18 protein-coding genes are annotated in these 22,134 nt (G+C 65.2%); 6 read left to right on the top strand and 12 right to left on the bottom strand.

Going from position 1 to position 22,134, the window contains the following annotated elements; all coding sequences use genetic code 11:
• Positions 1–56: 56 nt before the first annotated feature.
• From KBI52_RS28940 to hutI, 8 genes are all read right to left on the bottom strand, one after another.
• On the bottom strand, positions 57–848 hold the full coding sequence (locus KBI52_RS28940; RefSeq protein ID WP_173949270.1) for an ABC transporter ATP-binding protein: 792 nt from the start codon (positions 846–848) through the stop codon (positions 57–59).
• The gene (locus KBI52_RS28935; protein WP_173949271.1) at positions 845–1,621 is read right to left on the bottom strand and encodes an ABC transporter permease; all 777 of its coding nucleotides are present in this window, start codon (positions 1,619–1,621) and stop codon (positions 845–847) included. The genes KBI52_RS28940 and KBI52_RS28935 overlap by 4 nt, the downstream gene beginning before the upstream one ends.
• A gap of 103 nt (positions 1,622–1,724) precedes the next feature.
• On the bottom strand, positions 1,725–2,666 hold the full coding sequence (locus KBI52_RS28930) for an ABC transporter substrate-binding protein (RefSeq protein WP_173949272.1): 942 nt from the start codon (positions 2,664–2,666) through the stop codon (positions 1,725–1,727).
• A gap of 180 nt (positions 2,667–2,846) precedes the next feature.
• Positions 2,847–3,425 (bottom strand): HutD family protein, encoded by a 579-nt coding sequence (locus KBI52_RS28925; protein WP_210812497.1) that lies wholly within the window; start codon positions 3,423–3,425, stop codon positions 2,847–2,849.
• On the bottom strand, positions 3,425–5,089 hold the full coding sequence (gene hutU, locus KBI52_RS28920) for a urocanate hydratase (protein ID WP_173949274.1): 1,665 nt from the start codon (positions 5,087–5,089) through the stop codon (positions 3,425–3,427). Before hutU ends, KBI52_RS28925 begins: the two co-directional genes overlap by 1 nt.
• Positions 5,090–5,105: 16 nt before the next feature.
• On the bottom strand, positions 5,106–5,936 hold the full coding sequence (gene hutG / locus KBI52_RS28915; RefSeq protein WP_173949275.1) for an N-formylglutamate deformylase: 831 nt from the start codon (positions 5,934–5,936) through the stop codon (positions 5,106–5,108).
• Complete coding sequence (hutH, locus tag KBI52_RS28910; protein ID WP_210812560.1) at positions 5,933–7,468, bottom strand: histidine ammonia-lyase; 1,536 nt, start codon at positions 7,466–7,468, stop codon at positions 5,933–5,935. Before hutH ends, hutG begins: the two co-directional genes overlap by 4 nt.
• An 11-nt stretch (positions 7,469–7,479) precedes the next feature.
• Positions 7,480–8,682 carry an imidazolonepropionase gene (hutI, locus tag KBI52_RS28905; RefSeq protein WP_210812496.1) on the bottom strand — a complete coding sequence of 401 codons (1,203 nt, stop codon included), beginning with the start codon at positions 8,680–8,682 and terminating at the stop codon, positions 7,480–7,482.
• A gap of 166 nt (positions 8,683–8,848) precedes the next feature.
• Here hutI and KBI52_RS28900 point away from each other — a divergent pair, with 166 nt between their 5' ends.
• Both KBI52_RS28900 and hutC read left to right on the top strand, forming a co-directional pair.
• Complete coding sequence (locus KBI52_RS28900; protein WP_210812495.1) at positions 8,849–10,207, top strand: formimidoylglutamate deiminase; 1,359 nt, start codon at positions 8,849–8,851, stop codon at positions 10,205–10,207.
• 7 nt (positions 10,208–10,214) lie between these two features.
• Entirely contained in the window at positions 10,215–10,919 is a 705-nt protein-coding gene (hutC, locus tag KBI52_RS28895) for a histidine utilization repressor (RefSeq protein ID WP_210812494.1), read from the top strand.
• A 154-nt stretch (positions 10,920–11,073) separates the two neighbouring features.
• On the opposite strand, the gene KBI52_RS28890 is transcribed toward hutC, so the two are convergent.
• The 4 genes from KBI52_RS28890 to KBI52_RS28875 form a co-directional block, all read right to left on the bottom strand.
• Positions 11,074–12,234, bottom strand: a complete 1,161-nt coding sequence (locus KBI52_RS28890) for a cystathionine gamma-synthase (protein ID WP_173949279.1) — start codon at positions 12,232–12,234, stop codon at positions 11,074–11,076.
• Complete coding sequence (locus KBI52_RS28885) at positions 12,231–13,607, bottom strand: pyridoxal-phosphate dependent enzyme (protein ID WP_173949280.1); 1,377 nt, start codon at positions 13,605–13,607, stop codon at positions 12,231–12,233. The genes KBI52_RS28890 and KBI52_RS28885 overlap by 4 nt, the downstream gene beginning before the upstream one ends.
• A 301-nt stretch (positions 13,608–13,908) precedes the next feature.
• On the bottom strand, positions 13,909–17,019 hold the full coding sequence (locus KBI52_RS28880; RefSeq protein ID WP_210812493.1) for a calcium-binding protein: 3,111 nt from the start codon (positions 17,017–17,019) through the stop codon (positions 13,909–13,911).
• 470 nt (positions 17,020–17,489) lie between these two features.
• Positions 17,490–17,795 (bottom strand): hypothetical protein, encoded by a 306-nt coding sequence (locus KBI52_RS28875; protein WP_173949283.1) that lies wholly within the window; start codon positions 17,793–17,795, stop codon positions 17,490–17,492.
• Positions 17,796–17,909: 114 nt separating this feature from the next.
• Here KBI52_RS28875 and galE point away from each other — a divergent pair, with 114 nt between their 5' ends.
• From galE to KBI52_RS28855, 4 genes are all read left to right on the top strand, one after another.
• Positions 17,910–18,902 (top strand): UDP-glucose 4-epimerase GalE, encoded by a 993-nt coding sequence (galE, locus tag KBI52_RS28870; protein ID WP_210812492.1) that lies wholly within the window; start codon positions 17,910–17,912, stop codon positions 18,900–18,902.
• 118 nt (positions 18,903–19,020) lie between these two features.
• Positions 19,021–19,563: a DoxX family protein gene (locus tag KBI52_RS28865; protein ID WP_173949285.1), complete on the top strand. Its 543-nt coding sequence runs from the start codon at positions 19,021–19,023 to the stop codon at positions 19,561–19,563.
• A 147-nt stretch (positions 19,564–19,710) separates the two neighbouring features.
• Positions 19,711–20,814 (top strand): outer-membrane lipoprotein carrier protein LolA, encoded by a 1,104-nt coding sequence (locus KBI52_RS28860; protein ID WP_210812491.1) that lies wholly within the window; start codon positions 19,711–19,713, stop codon positions 20,812–20,814.
• Between the two features lie 228 nt (positions 20,815–21,042).
• Entirely contained in the window at positions 21,043–22,017 is a 975-nt protein-coding gene (locus tag KBI52_RS28855; protein ID WP_173949287.1) for a phosphoribosylaminoimidazolesuccinocarboxamide synthase, read from the top strand.
• Positions 22,018–22,134: the final 117 nt, after the last annotated feature.

The following is a 22,134-nucleotide window of genomic DNA, read 5'->3' as shown; positions in this document are numbered from 1 at the left end:
ACCCGGAAGGGTAGCGCAAAGGCCTTACGTTGTATGCGCTGCGGCCGCCTCGAGCGTCAATGCACGCCTTCCGCCTGCATGGCCTCGACGCGGATCTCTTCGGTCAGCTGCGCCTTCAGGCTCGAGAATTCCGGCGTCGTCTTCATGGTGTAGTGGCGGGGATGCGGCAGGTCGACCGGAATGTCCGCCTTGATCCGCCCCGGGCGGGCCGACATGACGACGACGCGGGACGCGAGGAAGATCGCTTCCTCGATGTCATGGGTGACGAAGAGCACTGTCTTGCGCTCGCGTTCCCAGATGCCCAGCAGCAGCTCCTGCATCAGTCCGCGGGTCTGGTTGTCGAGGGCGCCGAAGGGCTCGTCGAGGAGCAGGATGTCCGGATCGTTGGCGAGCGCCCGGGCGATGGCGGTGCGCTGCTGCATGCCGCCGGAGAGCTGCTTGGGATAATGATTCTCGAAGCCGCGCAAGCCCACCTTGTCCGTGTACGACGCGACGATGTCCTGGCGCTCCGCTTTGGCCATGCCCTTCTCGCGCAGGCCGTACGCGATGTTCTCGGCAATCGTCAGCCACGGGAACAGGGTGTAGGACTGGAACACCATGCCCCGATCCGCGCCCGGTCCCTTGATCCCGCGGCCGTTGAGCAGCACGCGGCCGCCGCTCGGGCGGTCGAGGCCCGCGACGATGCGCAGGAGCGTGGATTTCCCGCAGCCGGACGGGCCGAGAATGGTGATGAAGTCGTTCTGCACCACCTGCAGGTTCGTGGGCTCGAGCGCCCGCACGGGCGCGCCGCCGCGCACGCCCGGGAACACGCGCGAGACGTTGTCGATCTGGAGGATCGTGCCGGTCATGCGAGCCTCCAGGGGAAGAGCGAGCGGTTCAGAGCCTTGAACAGGAAGTCCGAGATGAGGCCGATGACGCCGATCACGATGATGCCGAAGATCATCTGTCCCGTCGCGAGAAGCGCCTGGCTGTCGATGATCATGTGCCCGATTCCCGACGAGGAGCCGATGAGCTCCGCGACGATCACGTAGGTCCAGGCCCAGCCGAGCACGAGCCGCAGGATCTCGGCGATCTCGGGCGCATTGGCCGGAATGAGCACGCGCCTCACCACACCCCGGTCCTTGGAGCCGAGCGTATAGGCCGCCTCGACGAGATCGCGACGGGTGTTGCCGACCGCGACCGCCACCATGAGGATGATCTGGAAGACCGAACCGATGAAGATCACGAGGAGCTTCTGCATCTCGCCGATGCCGGCCCACAGGATGAGCAACGGCACGAAGGCGGAGGCCGGCAGGTAGCGGGCGAAGGATACGAACGGTTCGAGGAAGGCTTCGAAGGATTTGTAGGCGCCCATCATGATGCCGAGCGGCACGGCGACGATCGCCGCGAGCACGAAACCGCCGACGACACGCCAGACCGTGACGCCGATATCGTTCAGGAAACCGAAGCGCGTGAGTAGCAGCCAGCCGTCCTGCACCATGGTGATCGGATCGGCCAGGAAGGTGCGTGAGACGAAGCCGCCCAGAGTCGCGAAGGCCCAGGCGGCGAAGAACAGGATGAAGAAGGAGATGCCGAGCGCGACGCGCGTGCCCTGGCTGACCGGTTCGAGAGGACGAGGCATGTGTGATCTGTTCTGCAATCCGGCGATTGACGCCGGACGATGCGCGGGAAGATAGAACGACGCGGCGGCCTGCACTCGAGCGGACCGCCGCATATGGAATGGGTTACTGAATGAAGCTCGTATCCGCGAGCGCTTCCATGTCCGGCTTCTGCTTGATGATACCGGTCTCGAGCAGCAGGTCGGCGGCTTCCGCCGAGAAGGTCTTGAACTCGCTCGCGAAGAACTTCTTGTTGGCTTCGCGGTCCTGCCAGCGCAGGAACTGGGCCGATTTGCCGAAGGCCTCGCCGGTCTGCTTCACGTCCGCGCCCATGATCTCGTAGGCCTTCGCCTGGTCCTTGGCGATCATGTCGAGTGCTTCGAAGTAGCTGTCGGCAAAGGCCTTCGCGGCCTTCGGATTGTCGGCGAGGAATTTCGGCGTGCAGCCGAAGGTGTCCATGACCATCGGATAGTCGAGCGTGGTGGCGATGATCTTGCCGGATTGAGGCGCCGCGCGCACGGACGAGAGATAAGGCTCGTAGGTCATGGCAGCGTCGTTCTGGCCGGCGATGAAGGCCTGGGCGGCCGGGCCCGGCTCCATGTTGACCACGGTCACGTCCTTCACCGACAGGCCGTTCTTCTTGAGCATCCAGGAGAGGGCGAAATAGGGCGACGTGCCGGGCGCGGAGGCGGCGACTTGCTTGCCCTTGATGTCCTTGATGGACGCGATGTCGTTCTTCACCACCATGCCGTCGGCCCCGTAGCTCTTGTCGAGCTGGAAGATCTGCTTGGTGGGGACGCCGTTCGCGTTCCACACGATCCAGGTCTCGACCGTCGTGGCGGCGCATTGGATGTCGCCGGACTGGATGGCGAGGTGCCGACTTGCCTGCGGGACCTTCTTGATCGTGACGTCGAGGCCGTTCTTCTTGAAGATCCCGGCTTCCTTGGCGAGCGTCAGGGGCGCGAAGCCCGTCCAGCCCGAGATGCCGATGGCCACCTTCGTCTCCTGCGCCGAGGCCGAACCGACCGCCAGCGCCAACACGGCCAAACCACCCAATACCGCCTTCATTGCAGCCTCCGTTCCTTCAATTTCCTGGCTCGTTCCGCCCGCTGTTCCCATGGACGCTGTCGTCCCCGGGCAGCGTTCCTCTTAAGCGGGCGGATGGCACCATGCCGGAGCGGCAATGTCAAATGTATAGACATTTCGACTTGCCGCCGTTTTGGGCATCCCGGATCAAAAATTGCGCTCCTACGAGAGGTCGGGTGCAATCTCCACGAGAACCGCGCGTCCAGTCCCTGACAGGGCGATCAGATCCTGCGTCGCGTCCAGCATCAGGGCATCGAGCCTCCCGAGCGAATGGATCGCCGAATCGACGGTCACGTCGAATGAGCCGTCGAGCGGGACGATGAAAGCGGCATCCGTGTTCTCCGACAGAAGAGCAACCCCCGATTCCACGAAACGGGTCCGATGCCGGAACTGCTCACGCCGAGTCATCACGTTGAGGTCGCGGATCGGGCCGGACAGGAGGCGCCCGGCGGTGATGTCGTCGCCTGAGAAGGAGAGCTTCGGCGTGCCCTGGTCCAATCGGTAGGACACGCCTTCCACGTCGAGTTCGATGCCGCCGCCTTCGACCACGATCAGAGTCCGGTCGATCCCCGGAAAGCGCGAGAACGGTCCGTCAGAGGCCACATCCGCCATGCTGACGCGCCAGCCGAAGGTCTCGAAGCCCGAGCCCTCGGGAAAGGCGGCGACCTCCGCGGTGGTACCGTGGCCGTTCTTCCAAGGTACGCGGACGAGATCCTGGTTGCGGATGACACGCGTCGCCATCAGCGCAGGCTCGGCAGGTTGAGGCCGTGCTCGTGGGCGCAATCGACCGCGATGTCGTAGCCCGCATCTGCATGGCGCATCACGCCGGTGGCCGGGTCGTTCCACAGCACGCGCTCGATGCGCTTGGCCGCCTCCGGCGTTCCGTCGCAGACGATCACCATGCCGGAATGCTGCGAGAACCCCATGCCGACGCCGCCGCCATGGTGCAGCGACACCCAGGTGGCCCCGGACGCGCAGTTGAGGAGCGCGTTGAGGAGCGGCCAGTCGGACACGGCGTCGGAGCCGTCCTTCATGGCCTCCGTCTCGCGGTTCGGGCTCGCGACCGAGCCGGAATCGAGGTGGTCGCGGCCGATCACGATCGGGGCTTTCAGCTCGCCCTTCGCGACCATCTCGTTGAACGCGAGGCCGAGACGATGCCGGTCGCCGAGGCCGACCCAGCAGATGCGGGCAGGCAGGCCCTGGAACTGGATGCGCTCCTTCGCCATGTCGAGCCAGTTGTGCAGGTGCTTGTTGTCGGGCAGCAGCTCCTTCACCTTGGCGTCGGTCTTGTAGATATCCTCCGGATCGCCCGAGAGCGCGCACCAGCGGAACGGTCCGATGCCGCGGCAGAAGAGCGGGCGGATATAGGCCGGCACGAAGCCCGGAAAGTCGAACGCGTCGGCGACGCCTTCCTCCTTGGCCATCTGGCGGATGTTGTTGCCGTAATCCAGGGTCGGCACGCCGGCCTTGTGGAAGTCGAGCATGGCGCGCACGTGCTCGGCCATGGATTGCTTGGCGGCGTGCTCCACCGCCTTGGGATCGGTCTCGCGCCTGGTCTCCCACTCGGCGAGGGTCCAGCCCTTCGGGAGGTAGCCGTTGATCGGATCGTGCGCGGAAGTCTGATCGGTCACCGCATCGGGACGGATGCCACGCCGGTAGATCTCGGGAAACACCTCGGCCGCATTGCCGAGGAGGCCGACCGACACGGGCTTCCGGTCGCGGCAGGATTGCTCGATGATGGCCAGAGCCTCGTCGAGCGTGTCGGCGCGCCGGTCCACATAGCCTGTGCGCAGGCGCATCTCGATGCGGCTCGGCTGGCACTCGACCGCCAGGCAGGAGGCGCCCGCCATGGTGGCGGCGAGCGGCTGCGCGCCGCCCATGCCGCCGAGGCCGCCGGTGAGGATCCAGCGACCGGAGAGATCGCCGCCGTAGTGCTGGCGGCCGACCTCCACGAAGGTCTCGTAAGTGCCCTGCACGATGCCCTGCGTGCCGATATAAATCCACGAGCCGGCCGTCATCTGGCCGTACATCATCAGGCCCTTGCGATCGAGCTCGTGGAACTTGTCCCAGGTGGCCCAGTGCGGCACGAGATTGGAATTGGCGATCAGCACGCGCGGCGCATCCGCATGGGTGCGAAACACGCCGACCGGCTTACCGGACTGCACGAGAAGCGTCTCGTCGGCCTCCAGGTTCTTCAGGGCGGCCACGATGCGGTCGAAGCTCTCCCAGTCGCGCGCCGCGCGGCCGATGCCGCCATAGACCACGAGCTCGCCGGGCTTCTCGGCGACGTTGGGATCGAGGTTGTTCATCAGCATGCGGAGCGGCGCCTCCGTCAGCCAGCTCTTGGCCGACAGGTCGGTGCCGTGGGGCGCGCGGATCACGCGGGCGTTGTCGATGCGGGTCATGGGACGGGTCCTCGGATCAGGCTTTGGACAGGGTGAAGGTGAGGCAGGCTTGAAGGATGCGGGTGAGCGCCGCCCGCATGGGCGCCGCATAGTCCTCGTCGTAAGGCGTCGGCCATTCGCCTTCCGCGACGGGGCCGAGCGGCTCCTTCATGTAGCCGCGGCAGGCGAGCTCCATCTGGACCGCGTGAACGCCTGCTTCGGGACGCCCGAGGCTGCGCGTGATGAACCCGCCCTTGAAGCGCCCGTTGATCACGTGGCCGAAGCCGCTGACGGCGCAGATCGCCTCGATGGCATCGATCAGGGCCGGCGCGCAGGTGGTGCCGCCATTGGTGCCGATGTTGAAGTGGGGCAGGGTGCCGTCGAAGAGACGGGGAATGACCGAGCGGATCGAATGGCAATCGTAGACCACGACATTGTCATGTCTGGAGCGCAGACGCTCGATCTCACCACGAAGCGTCGCGTGATACGGATCGAAGAAGTGGATGCGGCGCTCGGCGATCTCCTCGGTGGTCGGCTCGGTGCCCGGTTCGTAGAGCGGATCGCCGTCGAACGTGGTGGTCGGGCACAGCTCCGTGGTCGCCTGTCCCGGGTAGAGCGAGACGCCGGACGGATCGCGGTTCACGTCGATCACCGTGCGGGAGATCGTGGTTCGGATCACGGTGGCGCCGAGTTCGGCGGCGAATCCGTAGAGCCGCTCGATCCACCAATCCGCATCCTTGCGCGCCAGCCAGGGCGAGACGAGGCCGCGCTCGTACGCGGCGGGAATCTCCGTGCCCGTATGCGGCAGGCTCACCACCAGGGGCGCATCGCCGCGAGTGAGCGTGAGCCAGTCCGGATGACCGCTCATGCCCGGACCCCACCCGTCACGAGCGGCAGCACGTCGGAACCCACGGCGTTCGCGAGCGCGCCGGAAACCACAAGGGTGGCGGCCTGTTCCATGTCGGGCGCCATGTGCCGGTCGTCGTCCAGATGCGGCACCGTCCCGCGCAGCAGCGCGCGGGCCCGCTCCAGACGCTCGCTCGAACGCATGGGCGCATGGAAGTCGCAGCCCTGGACGGCCGCGAGCAGCTCGATGGCGATCACGTTCGCGGCATTCGCGGCCATCGGCAGGAGCCGCCGCGCGCCGTGCGTGGCCATCGACACATGGTCCTCCTGGTTGGCGGAGGTCGGAATCGAATCCACGCTCGCCGGATAGGCGCGCTGCTTGTTTTCCGAGACGAGCGCGGCCGCCGTCACCTGCGGGATCATGAAGCCGGAATTCAGGCCCGGCTTCGGGGTGAGGAAGGCCGGAAGGCCCGACAGGGCGGGATCGACCAGCATGGCGATGCGCCGCTCGGCGAGCGAGCCGATCTCGCACAGGGCCATGGCGATCATGTCGGCGGCGAAAGCCACCGGCTCCGCGTGGAAGTTGCCGCCCGAGATGACCTCCCCCGTCTCCGAGAAGACGAGGGGGTTGTCGGAGACGCCGTTCGCCTCGGTGCCGAGGGTCTCGCCGGCCTGCCGCAGCAGGTCGAGCACCGCGCCCATCACCTGCGGCTGGCAGCGCAGGCAGTACGGGTCCTGCACGCGGTCATCGTTGGTGAGGTGCGAAGCGCGGATGGCGCTGCCCTGCATCAACGCACGCAGGGAGGCAGCCACCTCGATCTGGCCGCGGTGGCGACGCAGCTTCTGGATGCGTTCATCGAACGGCCCGTCCGATCCCTTGGCGGCATCGGTGGCAAGGGCACCCGTGACGAGGGCCGCCTGGAACACGCGCTCCGCCTCGAACAGGCCAGCCAGCGCGAGCGCGGTCGAGACCTGCGTGCCGTTCAGAAGCGCCAGACCCTCCTTCGGGCCAAGCGTCAGGGGCGCAAGTCCGGCGCGTCCGAGAGCCGCTTCGGCCGGCACGCGGCTGCCGTCGACGAAGAACTCGCCGACGCCCATGAGGGCTGCCGTCATATGGGCCAACGGGGCAAGATCGCCCGACGCCCCCACGGATCCCTGACCGGGGATGACCGGAATGAGGTTTGCCTGAAGGCAGGCGGTCAGGTGCTCGATCGTCGACCAGCGCACGCCGGAGGCGCCCTGCGCCAGGCTTGCGAGCTTGAGGGCCATGACGAGCCGGACCACGGCGGGCGGCAGCGGCTCGCCGACGCCGGCCGCATGCGACAGCACGATGTTGCGCTGGAGCGTCGCCAGATCGGCGGTGCCGATGCGCACGCTCGCGAGCTTTCCGAAGCCCGTGTTGATGCCGTAGACCGGCTCGCCCTTGGCGACGATCGCCTCGATGGTCCTGGCGCCCGCCTCGATGGCGGCGCGGCAATCCGGATCGAGCGCCACGTCCGCGCCCGTATAAACATGGCGCCAGTCGGTGAGCGCGACGGAGCCGGGATGAAGCATGATGGTCTGTGTCACTGTCCCCTCCAGACACGGGCGTGAAGCGGGTTGAAGCCGATGCGGTAGACGAGCTCCGCCGGCCGTTCCATGGTCCAGATCGCGAGATCGCATGACTTGCCGGCTTCCAGCGTGCCGATCTCGTCGAGCTTTCCGAGGGCGCGGGCCGCCTCGCGGGTGACCCCCGCGATGCATTCCTCGACCGTCATGCGGAACAGGGTCGCGCCCATGTTCATGGTGAGCAGGAGCGACGTCAGCGGCGAGGTGCCCGGGTTAGAATCGGTCGCCAATGCCATGCGCGTCCCGGCCTCGCGGAAGGCGGCCACCGGCGGAACCTTCGTCTCACGCAGCATGTAGAAGGCGCCGGGCAGCAGCACGGCGACCGTGCCGGCCTTCGCCATCGCGGCGGCGCCTTCCTCGTCCGTGTATTCGAGATGATCGGCCGAGAGGGCCCCGTATTCGGCCGCGAGCCTCGCACCGTGCAGGTTCGAGAGCTGGTCGGCATGCAGCTTGACGGCGAGCCCGTGCGCCCTGGCGGCCTCGAATACGCGGGCGGTCTGTTCGGGAGAAAAGGCGATGCCCTCGCAGAAGGCGTCGACCGCGTCGGCCAGACCTTCACGGGCGAGCGCCGGCAGCATGTCGCGGCAGATCTTCTCGATGAAGGCATCCTTGTCGCCGTTCGCCTCGGGCGGCAGCGCATGGGCGCCAAGGAACGTGGTGACGACGGAAACGGGCCGTTCTCCGGCGAGCCGGCGCGCCGCACGCAGGGAGCGCGCCTCGGTTTCGAAGTCGAGCCCGTAGCCGGACTTGATCTCGACCGTGGTGCAGCCCTCCGCGATGAGATGATCGAGGCGGGGCAGGGCACTCGCCACCAATGCGTCCTCGCTTGCGGCACGCGTCGCCTTCACGGTGGACACGATGCCGCCGCCCGCGCGGGCGATCTCCTCGTAGCTTGCACCCTTCAGGCGCAGCTCGAACTCATGCGCCCGGTCGCCGCCATAGACGAGGTGAGTATGACAGTCGACGAGGCCGGGGGTGATCCAGCGGCGTTCGCAGTCGATTCGCTCGGCGGCCTCCCAGCCGGTGGGCAACTGGTTCGCCGGGCCGGCAAAGGCGATCCGGCCATCCTTCGCGGCGACGGCGCCGCTCTCGACGATCCCGAGATCGTCCCCTGTCAGCGTGGCAAGTCGGGCGTTGAACCAGACCCGGTCGAAGCGCATGGTCCTGCTCCGGTGAGGTTTCGATAATGTCTATACATAATCGCGGTTCGAGGGTATTGTCTATACTTATTCGATCGGTTCTGATGGTCCGGCCCCGGCATGGCATTTTGGCGGCGATGGTCCTGAAGCATCAACAGCGAAAAGCATCAACAGCGAAGGTGTCACCATGCGCAGGCTCATTCTCGATCACGCCCTGCTGCCGGAAGGCTGGGCGCAGCAGGTGGGGGTCGATATCGACGGCGGGACGATCACGGCCGTTCGGCCGCATGATACGCCCGAAGGTCGCGAGCGCGTTGCCGGAATCACGCTGCCCGGCTTGCCGAACCTGCACTCCCATACGTTCCAGCGCGGCATGGCAGGACTTGCCGAAACCCGGGGACCGGAAGGGGACAGCTTCTGGACTTGGCGGCAGGTGATGTACCGGTTCCTCGGCTCCCTGACGCCCGACGACGTCGAGGCCATCGCGGCCTTCGCCATGATGGAGATGCTGGAGGGCGGCTTCACGGCCCTCGCCGAGTTCCATTACCTGCACCATGATGTGGACGGACGCGCCTATGCCGATAGCGCGGAACTCTCCGGCCGCATTGCGGCGGCCGCTCGGGAGACCGGCATGGGTCTGACGCTGCTGCCCGTGTTCTATGCCCAGGGAGGCTTCGGCGCAGCCGCGCCCGGCGACGGCCAGCGGCGCTTCATCAACGATCCGGAGAGCTATGCCCGTCTGCTCGAGGGCGCGCGCCGAGCCGTCGCTGATCTCGACGATGCGGTGGTCGGCGTCGCGCCGCACAGCCTGCGCGCCGTCACCCCGGAGAGCCTGCGCGCAGTCGTTGCGCTATCTGGCGAGGGGCCGGTCCACATCCACATCTCCGAGCAGGTCAAGGAGGTCGAGGATTGCCTTGCCTGGTCGGGGCAGCGCCCCGTCGCATGGCTGCTCGACCATGCGCCTGTGGATCGTCGCTGGTGCCTCATCCACGCAACCCATCTTGATTCGCGGGAGGTCGAAGGGATCGCCAGGAGCAACGCGGTGGCGGGCCTGTGCCCGATCACCGAGGCCAATCTCGGCGACGGCATCTTCGAGGGTGTCGATTTCCTCATGGCCGGGGGCCGGTTCGGCGTGGGGTCCGACTCGAACGTCGAGATCTCCGCCCCCGGAGAACTCAAGCAGTTCGAGTACAGCCAGCGCCTGAAGCACCGCGCCCGCAACGTCCTGGCCGGGCACGAGGGCCAATCGACCGGCCGCAGCCTCTATGATGCGGCGCTGGCGGGTGGTGCCCAGGTTCTCGGCCGCCGCATCGGGGCGATCGCAGCTGGGCACCGCGCCGATCTCGTGGTGCTGGGTGCCGACCATCCGGATCTCGCCGCCGTCTCAGGCGATCGCTGGATCGATTCTTACGTGTTCGTGGCAGGCAAGGCGGCCGTCGATACCGTGGTGGTCGCGGGCCGGGACGTGGTCAGGAACGGCCGGCACGTGAATCGCGGGGCAATCCTCGCCCGCTATGCGCGCGCCATGGCGCGAATTCTGGCATGAGTGACGCATGAAGCATCTGCACCAGCGCATCCGTGACGACATCGAAGCCAGGATCATGTCCGGCGAATGGCCGCCGGGCCACCGCATTCCCTTCGAGCACGAGCTGATGGCCGAATATGGCTGCTCGCGCATGACCGTGAACAAGGTGCTCTCCACGCTCGCGGCCAACGGCCTCATCACGCGCCGGCGCCGCGCCGGCACGGTGGTGGCGGAGCCGAGCAGCCAGCAGGCCGTGCTGCAGATCCAGGACTTCGCCCTCGAGGCGGCCAGGGCCGGAATCGACTACGAGTTCAAGATCCTGCATCGCGCCATCGAGCCCATCGATGCCGCGGCCGCGCAGCGCACGGGCCAGCCGGCGGGCACGAAGATGCTCTGCCTGTCCACGCTTCATGTCATGGACGACGTGCCGCAGGCCTTCGAGCAGCGCCTGATCCATCTCGCCACCGTGCCCGAAGCCGACGAGGAGACGTTCAAGGACGATCCGCCGGGCACCTGGCTGTTGCGGCGCGTGCCGTGGACGGATGCGGAGCATATCGTGCGCGCCGTCAGCGCCGATAGCGCGATGGCGAAGCGGCTGCAGATTCAGACGGGAACCGCCTGCCTGGTGCTGGAGCGCCGGACCTGGCAGGCCGGCGCCTTCGTGACCGAGGCGCGCATCACCTATCCGGGTGACCGGCATCAGCTCGTGGGACGGTTCTCGCCGGTTGCTTGATCGGGGCGTGTCGGCCAGGGACGCATCGGACCGCAGACCCTCGCCGTCATGGCCGGCCTTGTGCCGGCCATCCCGATACGGACATGCGTTGCGGTTCGAACAATCGCGATCACCGGGACAAGCCCGGTGATGACGTCAAGGGCAGGGGGTGGGCTTACGACAGGGCCGATCGCAGATCCTCGATCAGGTCGTCCGCATCCTCGATGCCGACCGACAGGCGCACGAGCCCGTCGTCGATGCCGAGCTCGGCGCGCACCTCCGCCGGTACCGAGGCATGGGTCATGATCGCCGGATGCTCGATCAGGCTCTCGACGCCCCCGAGGCTCTCCGCCAGCGTGAAGAGCTGGCAGCGCTCCAGGAAGCGCGTCGCGCCCTCGAGACCGCCCGCGATGCGGGCCGTGATGATGCCGCCGAAGCCGCGCATCTGGCGCTTGGCGAGCTCGTGCTGCGGGTGCGAGGCGAGGCCCGGATAGATCACCCCGTCCACGCCGTGATGGCTTTCCAGGAACTGGGCGATCCTAAGCGCCGAGGTGCAGTGCCGCTCCATGCGCAGCGACAGGGTCTTGAGGCCGCGCAGGGCCAGGAAGCTGTCGAAGGGGCCGGACACCGACCCGACGGCATTCTGCAGGAAGGCGATCTTCTCGCGGATATCCGGGTTCTGGCCGACGATCACCACGCCCCCGACCATGTCGGAATGGCCGTTGAGGTATTTCGTGGTGGAATGCACCACGATGTCGAAGCCGAATTCCAGCGGGCGCTGCACCCACGGGCTCGCGAAGGTGTTGTCGGCCACGAGCCAGGTGCCGTGGCCGCGGGCGGCGGCCGCGATCGCCTCGAGGTCGGCGAGCTTCAGGAGCGGGTTGGTGGGCGTCTCGACCCAGACGAGCTTGGTGTTGGGGCGCAGGGCCGCCTTCACGGCATCCGGGTTCCCGAGATCCACATAGGTGATGTCGAGGCCGGCCGACTTCCTGCGCACGCGCTCGAAGAGGCGGCGCGTGCCGCCGTAGAGGTCATCGGAGGCGACGATATGCGAGCCGTGCTCCAGCATGTCGAGCACGGTGGCGCTCGCCGCGAGGCCCGACGAGAAGGCGAAGGCCGCTGCGCCGCCCTCGAGATCCGCGATGCAGCGCTCGAACGCCATGCGGGTCGGGTTCTGCGAGCGGGCGTATTCGAAGCCCTTGTGAACGCCGGGACTCTCCTGCGCGAAGGTCGAGGTGGCGTAGATCGGCATCATCACCGCGCCGGTGGTGGGATCCGGCGACTGGCCGGCATGGATGCAGCGGGTTGCGAAATGGAGCTGGTTGCGCGCGGTCATGAGCGATGGATCCGGAAGTAGTTGATGAGGTCGATGCGGGTGGCGAGGCCGACGAAGGAATCGCCGTCCATGATCACCGGCACGAGGCCGGCGGCGAAGAGCGGCAGAAGCTCCCTGACCGGAGCATCGGCGGACATCGTCTGCAGGCGCGTGACCATCACGTCGCGTACCGGTTTGTCGAAGACGTTCTGTGGCGCACCCTCGTGGGCGACGAGCGCGTCCAGGATGTCGCTCTCGTCGATCAGCCCGACCACGCGGCCGTCGTCGATTACCGGGAGCTGCGAGACGTCGGAGGAGCGCATGCGGGCAAAGGCCGAGCGCAAGGTCTCGGCCGGCGAGACGAAGATGGTGGCGCCCTCGCCGAACGGGTTGATCACCACGTCGCGCGCGGTGCCGGTGGTGCGGCGGTCGAGCCAGCCCTCCTGGGCGATGAAGGCATCGTTGAACACCTTCGACAGGTATTTGGCGCCCGTGTCGCATACCAGCGTGACGACGCGCTTGGGCTCCGTCTGCTCTCGGCAATAGCGTAACGCCGCCGCGAGCAGCGTACCGGACGAGGAGCCTGCCAGGATGCCTTCCTGGCGCAGCAGCTCGCGCGCTGCCGAGAAGCTCTCCTTGTCCCCGATGGAATACGCCTTCTTGACCAAGGAGAGATCGCAGTTCGGCGGCACGAAATCCTCGCCGATGCCCTCGACAGCCCAGGAGCCGGCCTCGGTCATCCGTCCCGTCTCGACCAGCGGGGCGAGGATCGAGCCGGCGGGATCGGCCAGCACCATGGCGGTCTTGGGCGAGGCCTTCTTCAGATAGCGTCCGACCCCCGACAGGGTGCCGCCGGACCCGACGCCGACCACCACGGCGTCCACGTCGCCGCCCATCCCGTCGAGGATCTCGGGGCCGGTGCTCGCCTCGTGGGCGGCCGGGTTCGCCGGGTTCTCGAACTGGTTGATGTAGACGGCCCCCGGGGTCTTGTCGGTGATCGCCTGGGCGAGGTCCTGGTAGTAGTCCGGGTGGCCCTTGCCCACGTCCGAGCGGGTGATCACCACCTCGGCACCCAGGGCCTTGGCGTGCAGGACCTTCTCACGGCTCATCTTGTCCGGCACCACGAGGAGGGTGCGATAGCCCTTGCTCGCGCCCACCAGCGCCAGGCCGACACCGGTGTTGCCGGCCGTCGCCTCGACGATGGTGCCGCCTGGTTTCAGACGTCCGTCGGCTTCCGCAGCCTCGATCATGGCCCGGGCCGGACGGTCCTTGATGGAGCCGCTCGGGTTGGCGCTCTCGAGCTTGAGGAAGAGCTTGCAGGGACCGGTATCCAGTCTCGTGACCTCGACCAGGGGGGTCTTGCCGATCAGGTCCAGGGCTCCGTGAGCGACCATTTCGCATCTTTCTGATGTATAATAGAATATTTGTTTCTTTTTATACGTGAAACAGGTTGGTTCTTATAGATCCCCTTCCGGATTGTCACGTGCCGTTCTCCTCACCCAACGGCGGTACACCGGCTATGGTCCGGGAACGACCGCCGGCCCAGACCGCAGGATGAGCCGTCCCTGGCCCGGTCGCGTCCGGAAACCCGCCCCTGGAAACAGCCGAAGCACCGGCCCCACAGCGGGGCCGGTGCTTCGGCGTTGGATGACAGGTCCCTGCCTGGCCGGCAGGGACCTCGATCTGGCCCCGTCGTCAAACGACGAAGAAGTCCTGGTAGGTCAGCTTGAGGTTCTTCGAGAGCTGCGCGATCTCCACCGCCGCCTTGGAGCCCGACCCGTCGGCATCGTAGCTGAGGATTCCCGTCTTCTTGTTGTAGATCAGGTAATCGTCCTTCTCCTTGGCCTTGGTGCCGGTGACGAAGAACTCCTTGTTCAGCTGCGTCGGGTTCGACAACGTGCCGCTCCCGAGCTTCTTGAACACCGCGTTGTCGAGCCAGAGGCTGTCGTACTTGACGTTGAAGTCCTTGATCGTGTCGAAGTTCACCTTGCGGTTGGTGCTGGCGCTGCCGATCTTGTCCGCGAACACGAAGGCGTCGCTGCCGGCATTGCCGTAGAGGATGTCGTTGCCGCTGTCGCCGTCGATCACGTCGTCTCCGGCGCCGCCATAGACCGTGTCGTTGCCGCCGCCGCCATAGACATGGTCGTTGCCGCTGTCACCATAGACCCGGTCGTTGCCGGAGCCGCCATAGACCCGGTCGTCGCCGGCGCCGCCATAAACCCGGTCGTTGCCGCTGTCGCCGTAGACGTAATCGTCGCCGCTCTCGCCGTAGACCTTGTCGTTCCCGACACCGCCATAGAGCTTGTCGTCGCCGCCACGCCCCTTAATCACGTCGTTGCCGCCGAGGCCCTTCATGACGTTGATGTTGTCATTGCCGATGAGGGTGTTCCCCTTCGAGTTGCCGTTGCGGAACTCAGTCGGAACCTCGGAAACGATCGGACCGCTCGGAGTGCCGGGCGTTCCGGGGTTGCTTGGCGTGGCAGGGGTGCCAGGATTGGTTGGAGCTACGGGGTTGGCCTCCCACACGCCGTTGTTCAGGCGGCCATCGGAGAACTGCAGGATTTCAACTCCTTTGAGCGTGTCGACCTCTCCGTTCTTATTCGTTACGGTGAGGCCTACATTGGTTTGAGCGAACGTGTAGTCAGCCCCGACGCCTGAATAGATGGCCGTATCGGTACCAGCTCCGCCATCCAAGGTGTCGTTGCCGAGACCACCTTGCAGTGTATCGTCGCCGTCATGACCATAGAGCTTATTGGCAGCATCGTTTCCGAGTATGAAGTTGCCGAGTTCGTTGCCTACCCCTTCGATGACATCCCCCTGAAGGACCAGATTCTCGACATATTGACTCAGTGTGTAGCTGACCGTCGTATAGATCGTGTCGGTTCCTCCACCAGCGTACTCTGCGACAACAGCCTTTGAGTTATAGACGTAATAGGTGTCATTGCCGGCTCCCCCCGTCATCAGGTCCTCGCCGCCCTTGCCGTCCAGAATGTTGTTGCCGGAATTACCTGTGATGACGTTCTTCGACGAGTTTCCAGTGCCGTTGATATTGCCCGATCCCTGGAGGATCAAGTTCTCGACCTGAGCGGAGAGTGTATAGCTCACAGTGCTGTAAACCGTATCAATCCCACCTAGGGAAATGCCACCGACGTTGTTTGCTTTCTCGATAATGATGTCATCGGCAGAGTCTACGTAGTAAATGTCATTGCCGTTGCCGCCCGTGAGCTTGTCAGCGCCGGCTCCGCCGTCCAGGGTATCGTCGCCGTCCAGCCCTTCGAGCTCGTTGGAGAGATGATTGCCCGTCAACTTGTTGGCGAGTTCATTTCCGGTGCCATTCATGCCTTTTCCGGTGGTAGAAGAAACTTTGTCTCCGATGATCGTGAGGTTCTCAACGTTGGCTTTCAGAGTGAAGTTCGTCGTCGACTGCACATGATCGATTCCTCCGTCGGCCTCCTCGATTACGATATCTTTCGAGTGATTCACGATGTAAGTATCGTTCCCGCGAAGACCGCGCAGTTCCTCGCCATTCGGGCCGCCGCTGATGGTGTCATTGCCGTCTGTCCCGATCCAGACATCTTGGTAGCCGGGGGCCGAAATTCGCCCTGAGAACGCGCCTTCCACGTCGTTGCCGCTGATGAACGTTATGGTAGCCGGATTGCCATCATCGTTCTTGGGTTCTTCTCGAATGCCGTATCGAGCTCTAATAGCACCGTCTGAGTAGATGATGTTATCTAGGACCTGAGTGTCCGTTGCATAGTACGTTTTTGGCAGTGCCTGGCCACGGCCATCCTCGAAGTCCGGGCGAAAGCGGATGTTCACCTCATCGTAGGTGTCGCTGGTATCCTGTGCGTTGTTGTAGATCGTGCTGTTTTTCAGTGTCGTATAGGTTGCGCCCTCGACCTTGACACCCTGGCGCATGTTGCCGAAGATAGTCGCTCCATCGATTGTCACGTGGTCCGACAGTTTGACCAGAATGCCTTCCTTGCCGTTGGCGTAGTAAGAGCCGCCGATGATCTGGACGCCGGACACCCATGGAATCGTCGTCGATCCCTTGGGTGGGATATCGCCGCGCTGAATCGTGATCCCAGCACCTCCGGAGAACTCACCATTATACATGTAGCGGAAGCCGTTTCCGTAGGCTTCATTGTTCTTCAGGACAAGGTTCAGGGTTTCGTTCTGGATGTTGAAACCGTGCCTGTCATTTGCATAAGACTTGTTGTTCTCATAGACGCCCCCAATAACAGCGTCTGCCACGAATCCATCGAGCCCGTTGTGGTGGGCGACGGAGTTCCGGATGACCATGTTGTAGGTCTTTTCGTGCGGGTTGAAACCGTAGGCCGTGCAGTTTCGTACCTCCACGCCGTCGATGGTGATATCCTTCTGAATGCGCGCTGGACCAACATCATCTGGATCGTCCTTGGCTCCGCAGATGAAGCCTGCCTGATGGCTGCCGAGGGCCTGCTTGTCGCGATTGCCGTCGATGATAAGATTCGAGATCTTAACGTTCTCGACATCCGTCAATGCTGTCCTTACGATTCCGTTGATCCGGGAATTGAAGTTGTCTTCCAGCTGAATGATCGTACCGCGGTTGCCAGAGCCGGTCAGCTCAACACCTGAGAGAAGCTCGATTGCTCCACGTGACGCGTTGTTCTGATCGCCCGTAACAACCCACTTGCCCTCGCTGAGTTGGACCTTCACCTGAACTCCGGTCGTTTGATACTCCTTGTTTGCCGCCACGATGGCCGCTTTGATCTTGGCCACGTTTTCAGATGCGCTGGTCGAAGGCCCGTTGACGAAAATAGTCATCGAAAAATCCTTATGGGTCTGCGTTTTCCGAGTCGGACTGATCGCGTGCGTCATCGTCACCGGAACCTCTCCAGTGCGCGCATTGCGAAAGCCGATTGTTGTGGGAGATGGCAGCCGGCTAAGCGGCGGCGTTCAGGTCTGCGTGTCTGGCGATCCGACGAAACGGCTCTTCCAAAAGGGGCAGGCGACCCGTCCGGGTCTTCGAGGCGGAACTGGCTTCCGCCTCGCTGGAAGTGATGAGCATCTGGACGTGTTCCTCTACAGTATCGGCCTGATTACCCAGGATTAAATAGGCAGATCCCGCGAAGTGAAATGGCTTTATTTCATACGCGTGGAGCAATTCCGAGTTAAAGGACGAACAGATATGAAGAGGTGTAATGCCGTCGAAGTATAATCCTACCTCGAATGGGATGAAGCCTTTTTGATAGGTGCCGCTACCCCTATGGATCACATGGTGGCGGAACTTTTGATCATTTGATCAGGTCGAAAAGATCTCCCGAGCATTGCGCGACCAAAATCAGCAGCAGAATGCCGATGAACCAGAGCCAGGAGCCGCGCCGCTGAGGCTGCGCGGCGGCCGGTTGCGGCGCCTGGGGCCTGATGACGGGGCGCGGCGGGGCGGGCAGCCGCTCGAGCAGTTCGGCGGAGGCGGCGGGGATCGTCCCGGCCCTGCCGATGAACCGGAAGCCCACCGGAATGCCGCCGACGAAATCGACCTCGGCCGGCTGCACCTCGGCTTCGTGATGAACCCACCAGTATTCCTTCCGATCGTCCATTCTGCACCCCTCCAAAATCGGCCCGGCAGTCTTCCATTGAGGCTTGCTTGATCTAGAATTCCAGAACTCATAAAGCCAGCAGGCGAAAAGTTGAGCAGGTTTTCAGGAGATTTCATGAACGTTCTCGTGACAGGCGGGGCAGGGTACATCGGCGGCCACATGGTTCTGGCGCTGCTCGATGCCGGGCATAACCCGGTCGTCTTCGACAACCTCTCGACCGGCTTCCGCTGGTCGGTTCCGGAGGGCGTACCCCTCGTTGTCGGCGACGTGGGCGATTACGAGGTCGTTCTCCGCACGCTGCAGCAGCACCGAATTGACGCCATCGCGCATTTCGCCGCCAAGCTCATCGTGCCGGAATCCGTCTCCGACCCGCTCGGCTACTATCTGAACAACACGGTCAAGAGCCGCTCCCTCATGGCGGCCGCGGTGGCCGCAGGCGTCGAGAAATTCGTTTTCTCGTCGACGGCGGCCGTCTACGGCGACACCTCCGACAAGCCGATCGACGAGGATGCGGCCCTGGGGCCCCTGTCGCCCTATGGCAGTTCGAAGCGGCTGACGGAAATCATGCTGCACGACGTCGCGGCCGCTCACGACATGCGCTACGTGGCCCTTCGCTATTTCAACGTGGCAGGCGCCGATCCGCTGATGCGCCACGGCCAGTCGACCGCGAACGCCACCCACCTGATCAAGGTGGCGGTGCAGACGGCGCTCGGCATGCGGTCCCACATGGAGATCTTCGGCACGGATTATCCGACGCCGGACGGCACCTGCATCCGCGACTACATCCATGTGAGCGATCTGATCGCGGCCCATGTGCAGGCGCTGACCCATCTCGACCAGGGCGGCGAGAGCCTCGTCATGAATTGCGGCTACGGGCACGGCTTTTCCGTCTCGGATGTCATCGAGACGGTGCGCAAGGTCTCCGGGAAACCCGTCGAGGCCCGGATCGGGCCGCGTCGGGCGGGCGACCCGTCGACGATCGTGGCGGACTCGACCCGGATCCGGGCCAAGCTGGGATGGGAGCCCCGCCTCGACGATCTCGCCACCATCGTGGAGCATTCTCTGAAATGGGAGACCATGCTTCGCGAGCGGAACCTCAAGCTCTGACGGGCGGTGGATTGCCGGCTGGCGCTAACAGCCGATTAAGAACCTCTGCCTCAAATGCTCCTCAGGCGCCGGGCCGATTCCCGGCGCCGCCGGACCAGGCGAGGGGGAGGACGAGGGCATGGGCGAGGACAGGGGATCGGGCGTCAACGGGATTCTGCTGCTGAACCGCCTGCTGCTGGCAGGCTGCTTCCTGCCGGTCGCCATCGGCCGTCTCTCCAACATTTCCGGGCTGGCCGCTGCCCTGACCCTGAAGGGCATGCCCTACGGCGACGTGGTGGCGACCCTGATCGTGCTCGCCGAGGTCTTTGGTCCCCTGGCTCTCATCTTCGGCTTCGCGCCGCGCCTGAGCGCCTCCGTTCTGATCGCCGCCCTGGTGGTGACGACCGGCACCCAGCACCGCTTCTGGGACTATGCCGGCCTCAACCGCCAGACGGAGCAGGCGGTGTTCCTCTCCCATCTCGGGGTCCTGGCCGCTCTCCTGTTCTACGCCCTCGTGGGGCCGGGAGCCTGGAGCTGGCAGGGCTGGTGGCGGGGGCTGAACGGCAAGGCCAAGCCGGCCAAGGGCAAGAAGAGGCAACCGTCCCGTCCACGTGCGCCCAAGCCGCGTCCCACGCCCGTCCGCCCTGCGGCCGAGGAGGAAGAACTGGCGGACGCCGCGTGAGCGAAGCGGCGCTGAGGGCCCTGGACCGACTCGCTCCCGTCTGCGAGGCTCATGCCTTCATTCAGCCTCTTATCCGGGCCATAAAGCATTGCCGCGCCGTGCTTTTGCGCACGGGCAACGGTAATTTTTCAGGTTAGCAGTCGCGTCATGCTTCATTCGTCCGTGCGTAGTCTCCTTGCTCTTGCCGTCGCACTTGCGTGCGCGTCTCCGGCCGCGGCCCAGCAATCCCCCGATCCCCTGACCCGCTTCCTCGACGGCATCTTCAAGAAGCCGCAGGCCCCCGCCGGGAGCAGCCCCCAACAGGCGGCTCCGCAGGCTGCTCCCCAGCAGCCCGCCCCACGGCCCCAGGCGCAGCCGCAGGCCAGGACGCAGCCGCCGACGGCCAAGCCGAACTCGACGGCTCAGAAGCCGCAGACCCCGCCCCAGCGGACCGCGCAGCCTCAGCCGAGCTCCAAGCCCCAGCCCGCGCCGCAGACGGCCGCGAAGCCCGAGCCGCCGCGAGCACCTGTAACCGAGAAGGCCGAGACGAAGCCGGCCGCCGTGCCGGAACCGCAGAAGCCGGCGCCCGAGCCCCCGGTTCAGGCGGCCGAACCGGCCAAGCCCGCCCCGCCGCCTCCGGCCAAGGTGGCGGAGCCGCCGAAGCCCGCCCGGGCGACGCCCGCCCAGACCGTATCGGCGCCGACCTCGGTGGCCGCGCCTTCCTCGGCTCCGACGCCGACATCGCCGCCCGGGCCCCGCACGCCCGAGGAGGGGCTCGACCGGGTCAATGCCTATTTCAACAGCCTCGACGTGATGTCGGCCTATTTCGTCCAGAAGAACCCGAATGGCCAGCAGGCGGAGGGCACGCTCTCCATGCGCCGCCCGGGCCAGGTCCACTTCGCCTATGCGCCGCCCAGCACCCTCGAGGTGATCTCGGACGGGCGCAACGTGGCGATCCGCGACAAGAAGCTCGGCACCAACGATGTCTATCCGGTCGGGCAGACGCCTTTGAAGTTCCTCGTCCAGGACAACATCGACCTGGCGCGGGACACCAAGGTGCGCGACGTGCAGGTCGGGCGCGACGGCGTGGTGACGGTCCGGTTCGACGACAGCGCAACCCTCGGGGGCACCTCGAAGATCACCCTGCGCTACGACAGCCGGGCCAACACGCTCAAGCAATGGACCATCATCGACGCCCAGGGCTACGAGACCTCCGTGACCCTCTCGGGCGTCAACGCCACCTACCGCCGGGACGCGAGGGCCGGCCAGTAGAGGGCACCACCCGCCACCATTCGTCATGGCCGGGCTCGCCCCGGCCATCCCGATCAGCAGAGCACCACGCCATTCGTCGTCGGGGTCACCGGAACAGGCCCGGTGATGACGTGGTGTCTCAGGTCCTCACCGGCCGCCTGCGTGGAAAGAGCATCTTTTCGCCGGTTGGCATCTAGCGTGCGGGGAATTTCGGTTTAGAACACGTCCGAACATTCCTGGCAGGTGAGCATGGTGGATAGAGCAGCCCTTGGAGCCTATGCCGGTTACGTCCTCGAGGACGCGACCATCCCGGAACTGCCGAACCATTATCGCGGCAAGGTGCGCGACAACTACGACCTGCCGGACGGGCGGCGCATCATCATCGCGTCGGACCGCATCAGCGCCTTCGACCGCAACCTCGCGTCCATTCCCCTGAAGGGCCAGGTGCTGACTCAGACGGCCCGGTTCTGGTTCGAGGCGACCGCCGACATCTGCCCCAACCATGTGATCGAATATCCCGACCCCAACGTGCTGGTCGGCCGCAGGCTCACCATCCTGCCGGTGGAAATCGTGGTGCGCGACTATCTCGCCGGCACCACGGGCACGTCGATCCTGTCCCTGTACAAAAAGGGTGAGCGCGAGATGTATGGCATCCGTCTGCCCGACGGCATGCGTGACAACGAGAAGCTGCCTGAGACCATCATCACGCCGACGAGCAAGGCCTTCCACGGCGGGCACGACGAACCGCTTACCCCGGCCGAGATCGTCGGCCAGGGGCTTCTGAGCCAGGAGCAGTGGCGGACGGTTTCCGACTACGCCCTCGCGCTCTTCGCCCGGGGCCGGGAGATGGCACGCGAGCGCGGGCTGATCCTCGTCGACACCAAGTACGAGTTCGGCGTCGACGAGACCGGCACGATCATGATCGCCGACGAGATCCACACGCCGGATTCGAGCCGTTACTGGTTCCTGGACAGCTACCGGAGTCGCTTCGAGGCCGGCGAGAGGCCCGAGAGCTTCGACAAGGACTTCATCCGCACCTGGGTGGCGGCCCGCTGCGATCCCTACAAGGACGCGATTCCGGAGATCCCGCAGGACGTGGTGCTCGAGACCGCGCGCGTCTACATCGACGCCTTCGAGCGCATCACCGGTCAGGCCTTCCCATTGCCGGACCCGGCCGTCCCGGTGCTGGAGCGGGTGAGGGGGAATCTGAAAGGCTTCTTCTGAAGCCGGTTGACGGTGAGGCCCCGCGCACGTATTTTGCGCCCCATGATCACCGGTCGCACCAGCTTCGTGAATTATTTTACGCCGTCCCCATAGGGCGGCTCCGTTCGGTTGCGACCA

Source organism: Microvirga sp. HBU67558, from assembly GCF_018069605.1.
GTDB lineage: Bacteria > Pseudomonadota > Alphaproteobacteria > Rhizobiales > Beijerinckiaceae > Microvirga > Microvirga terrae.
The sequence above is the reverse complement of the archived record's forward strand: the minus strand, read 5'-3'. Positions and strand labels throughout refer to the sequence as shown.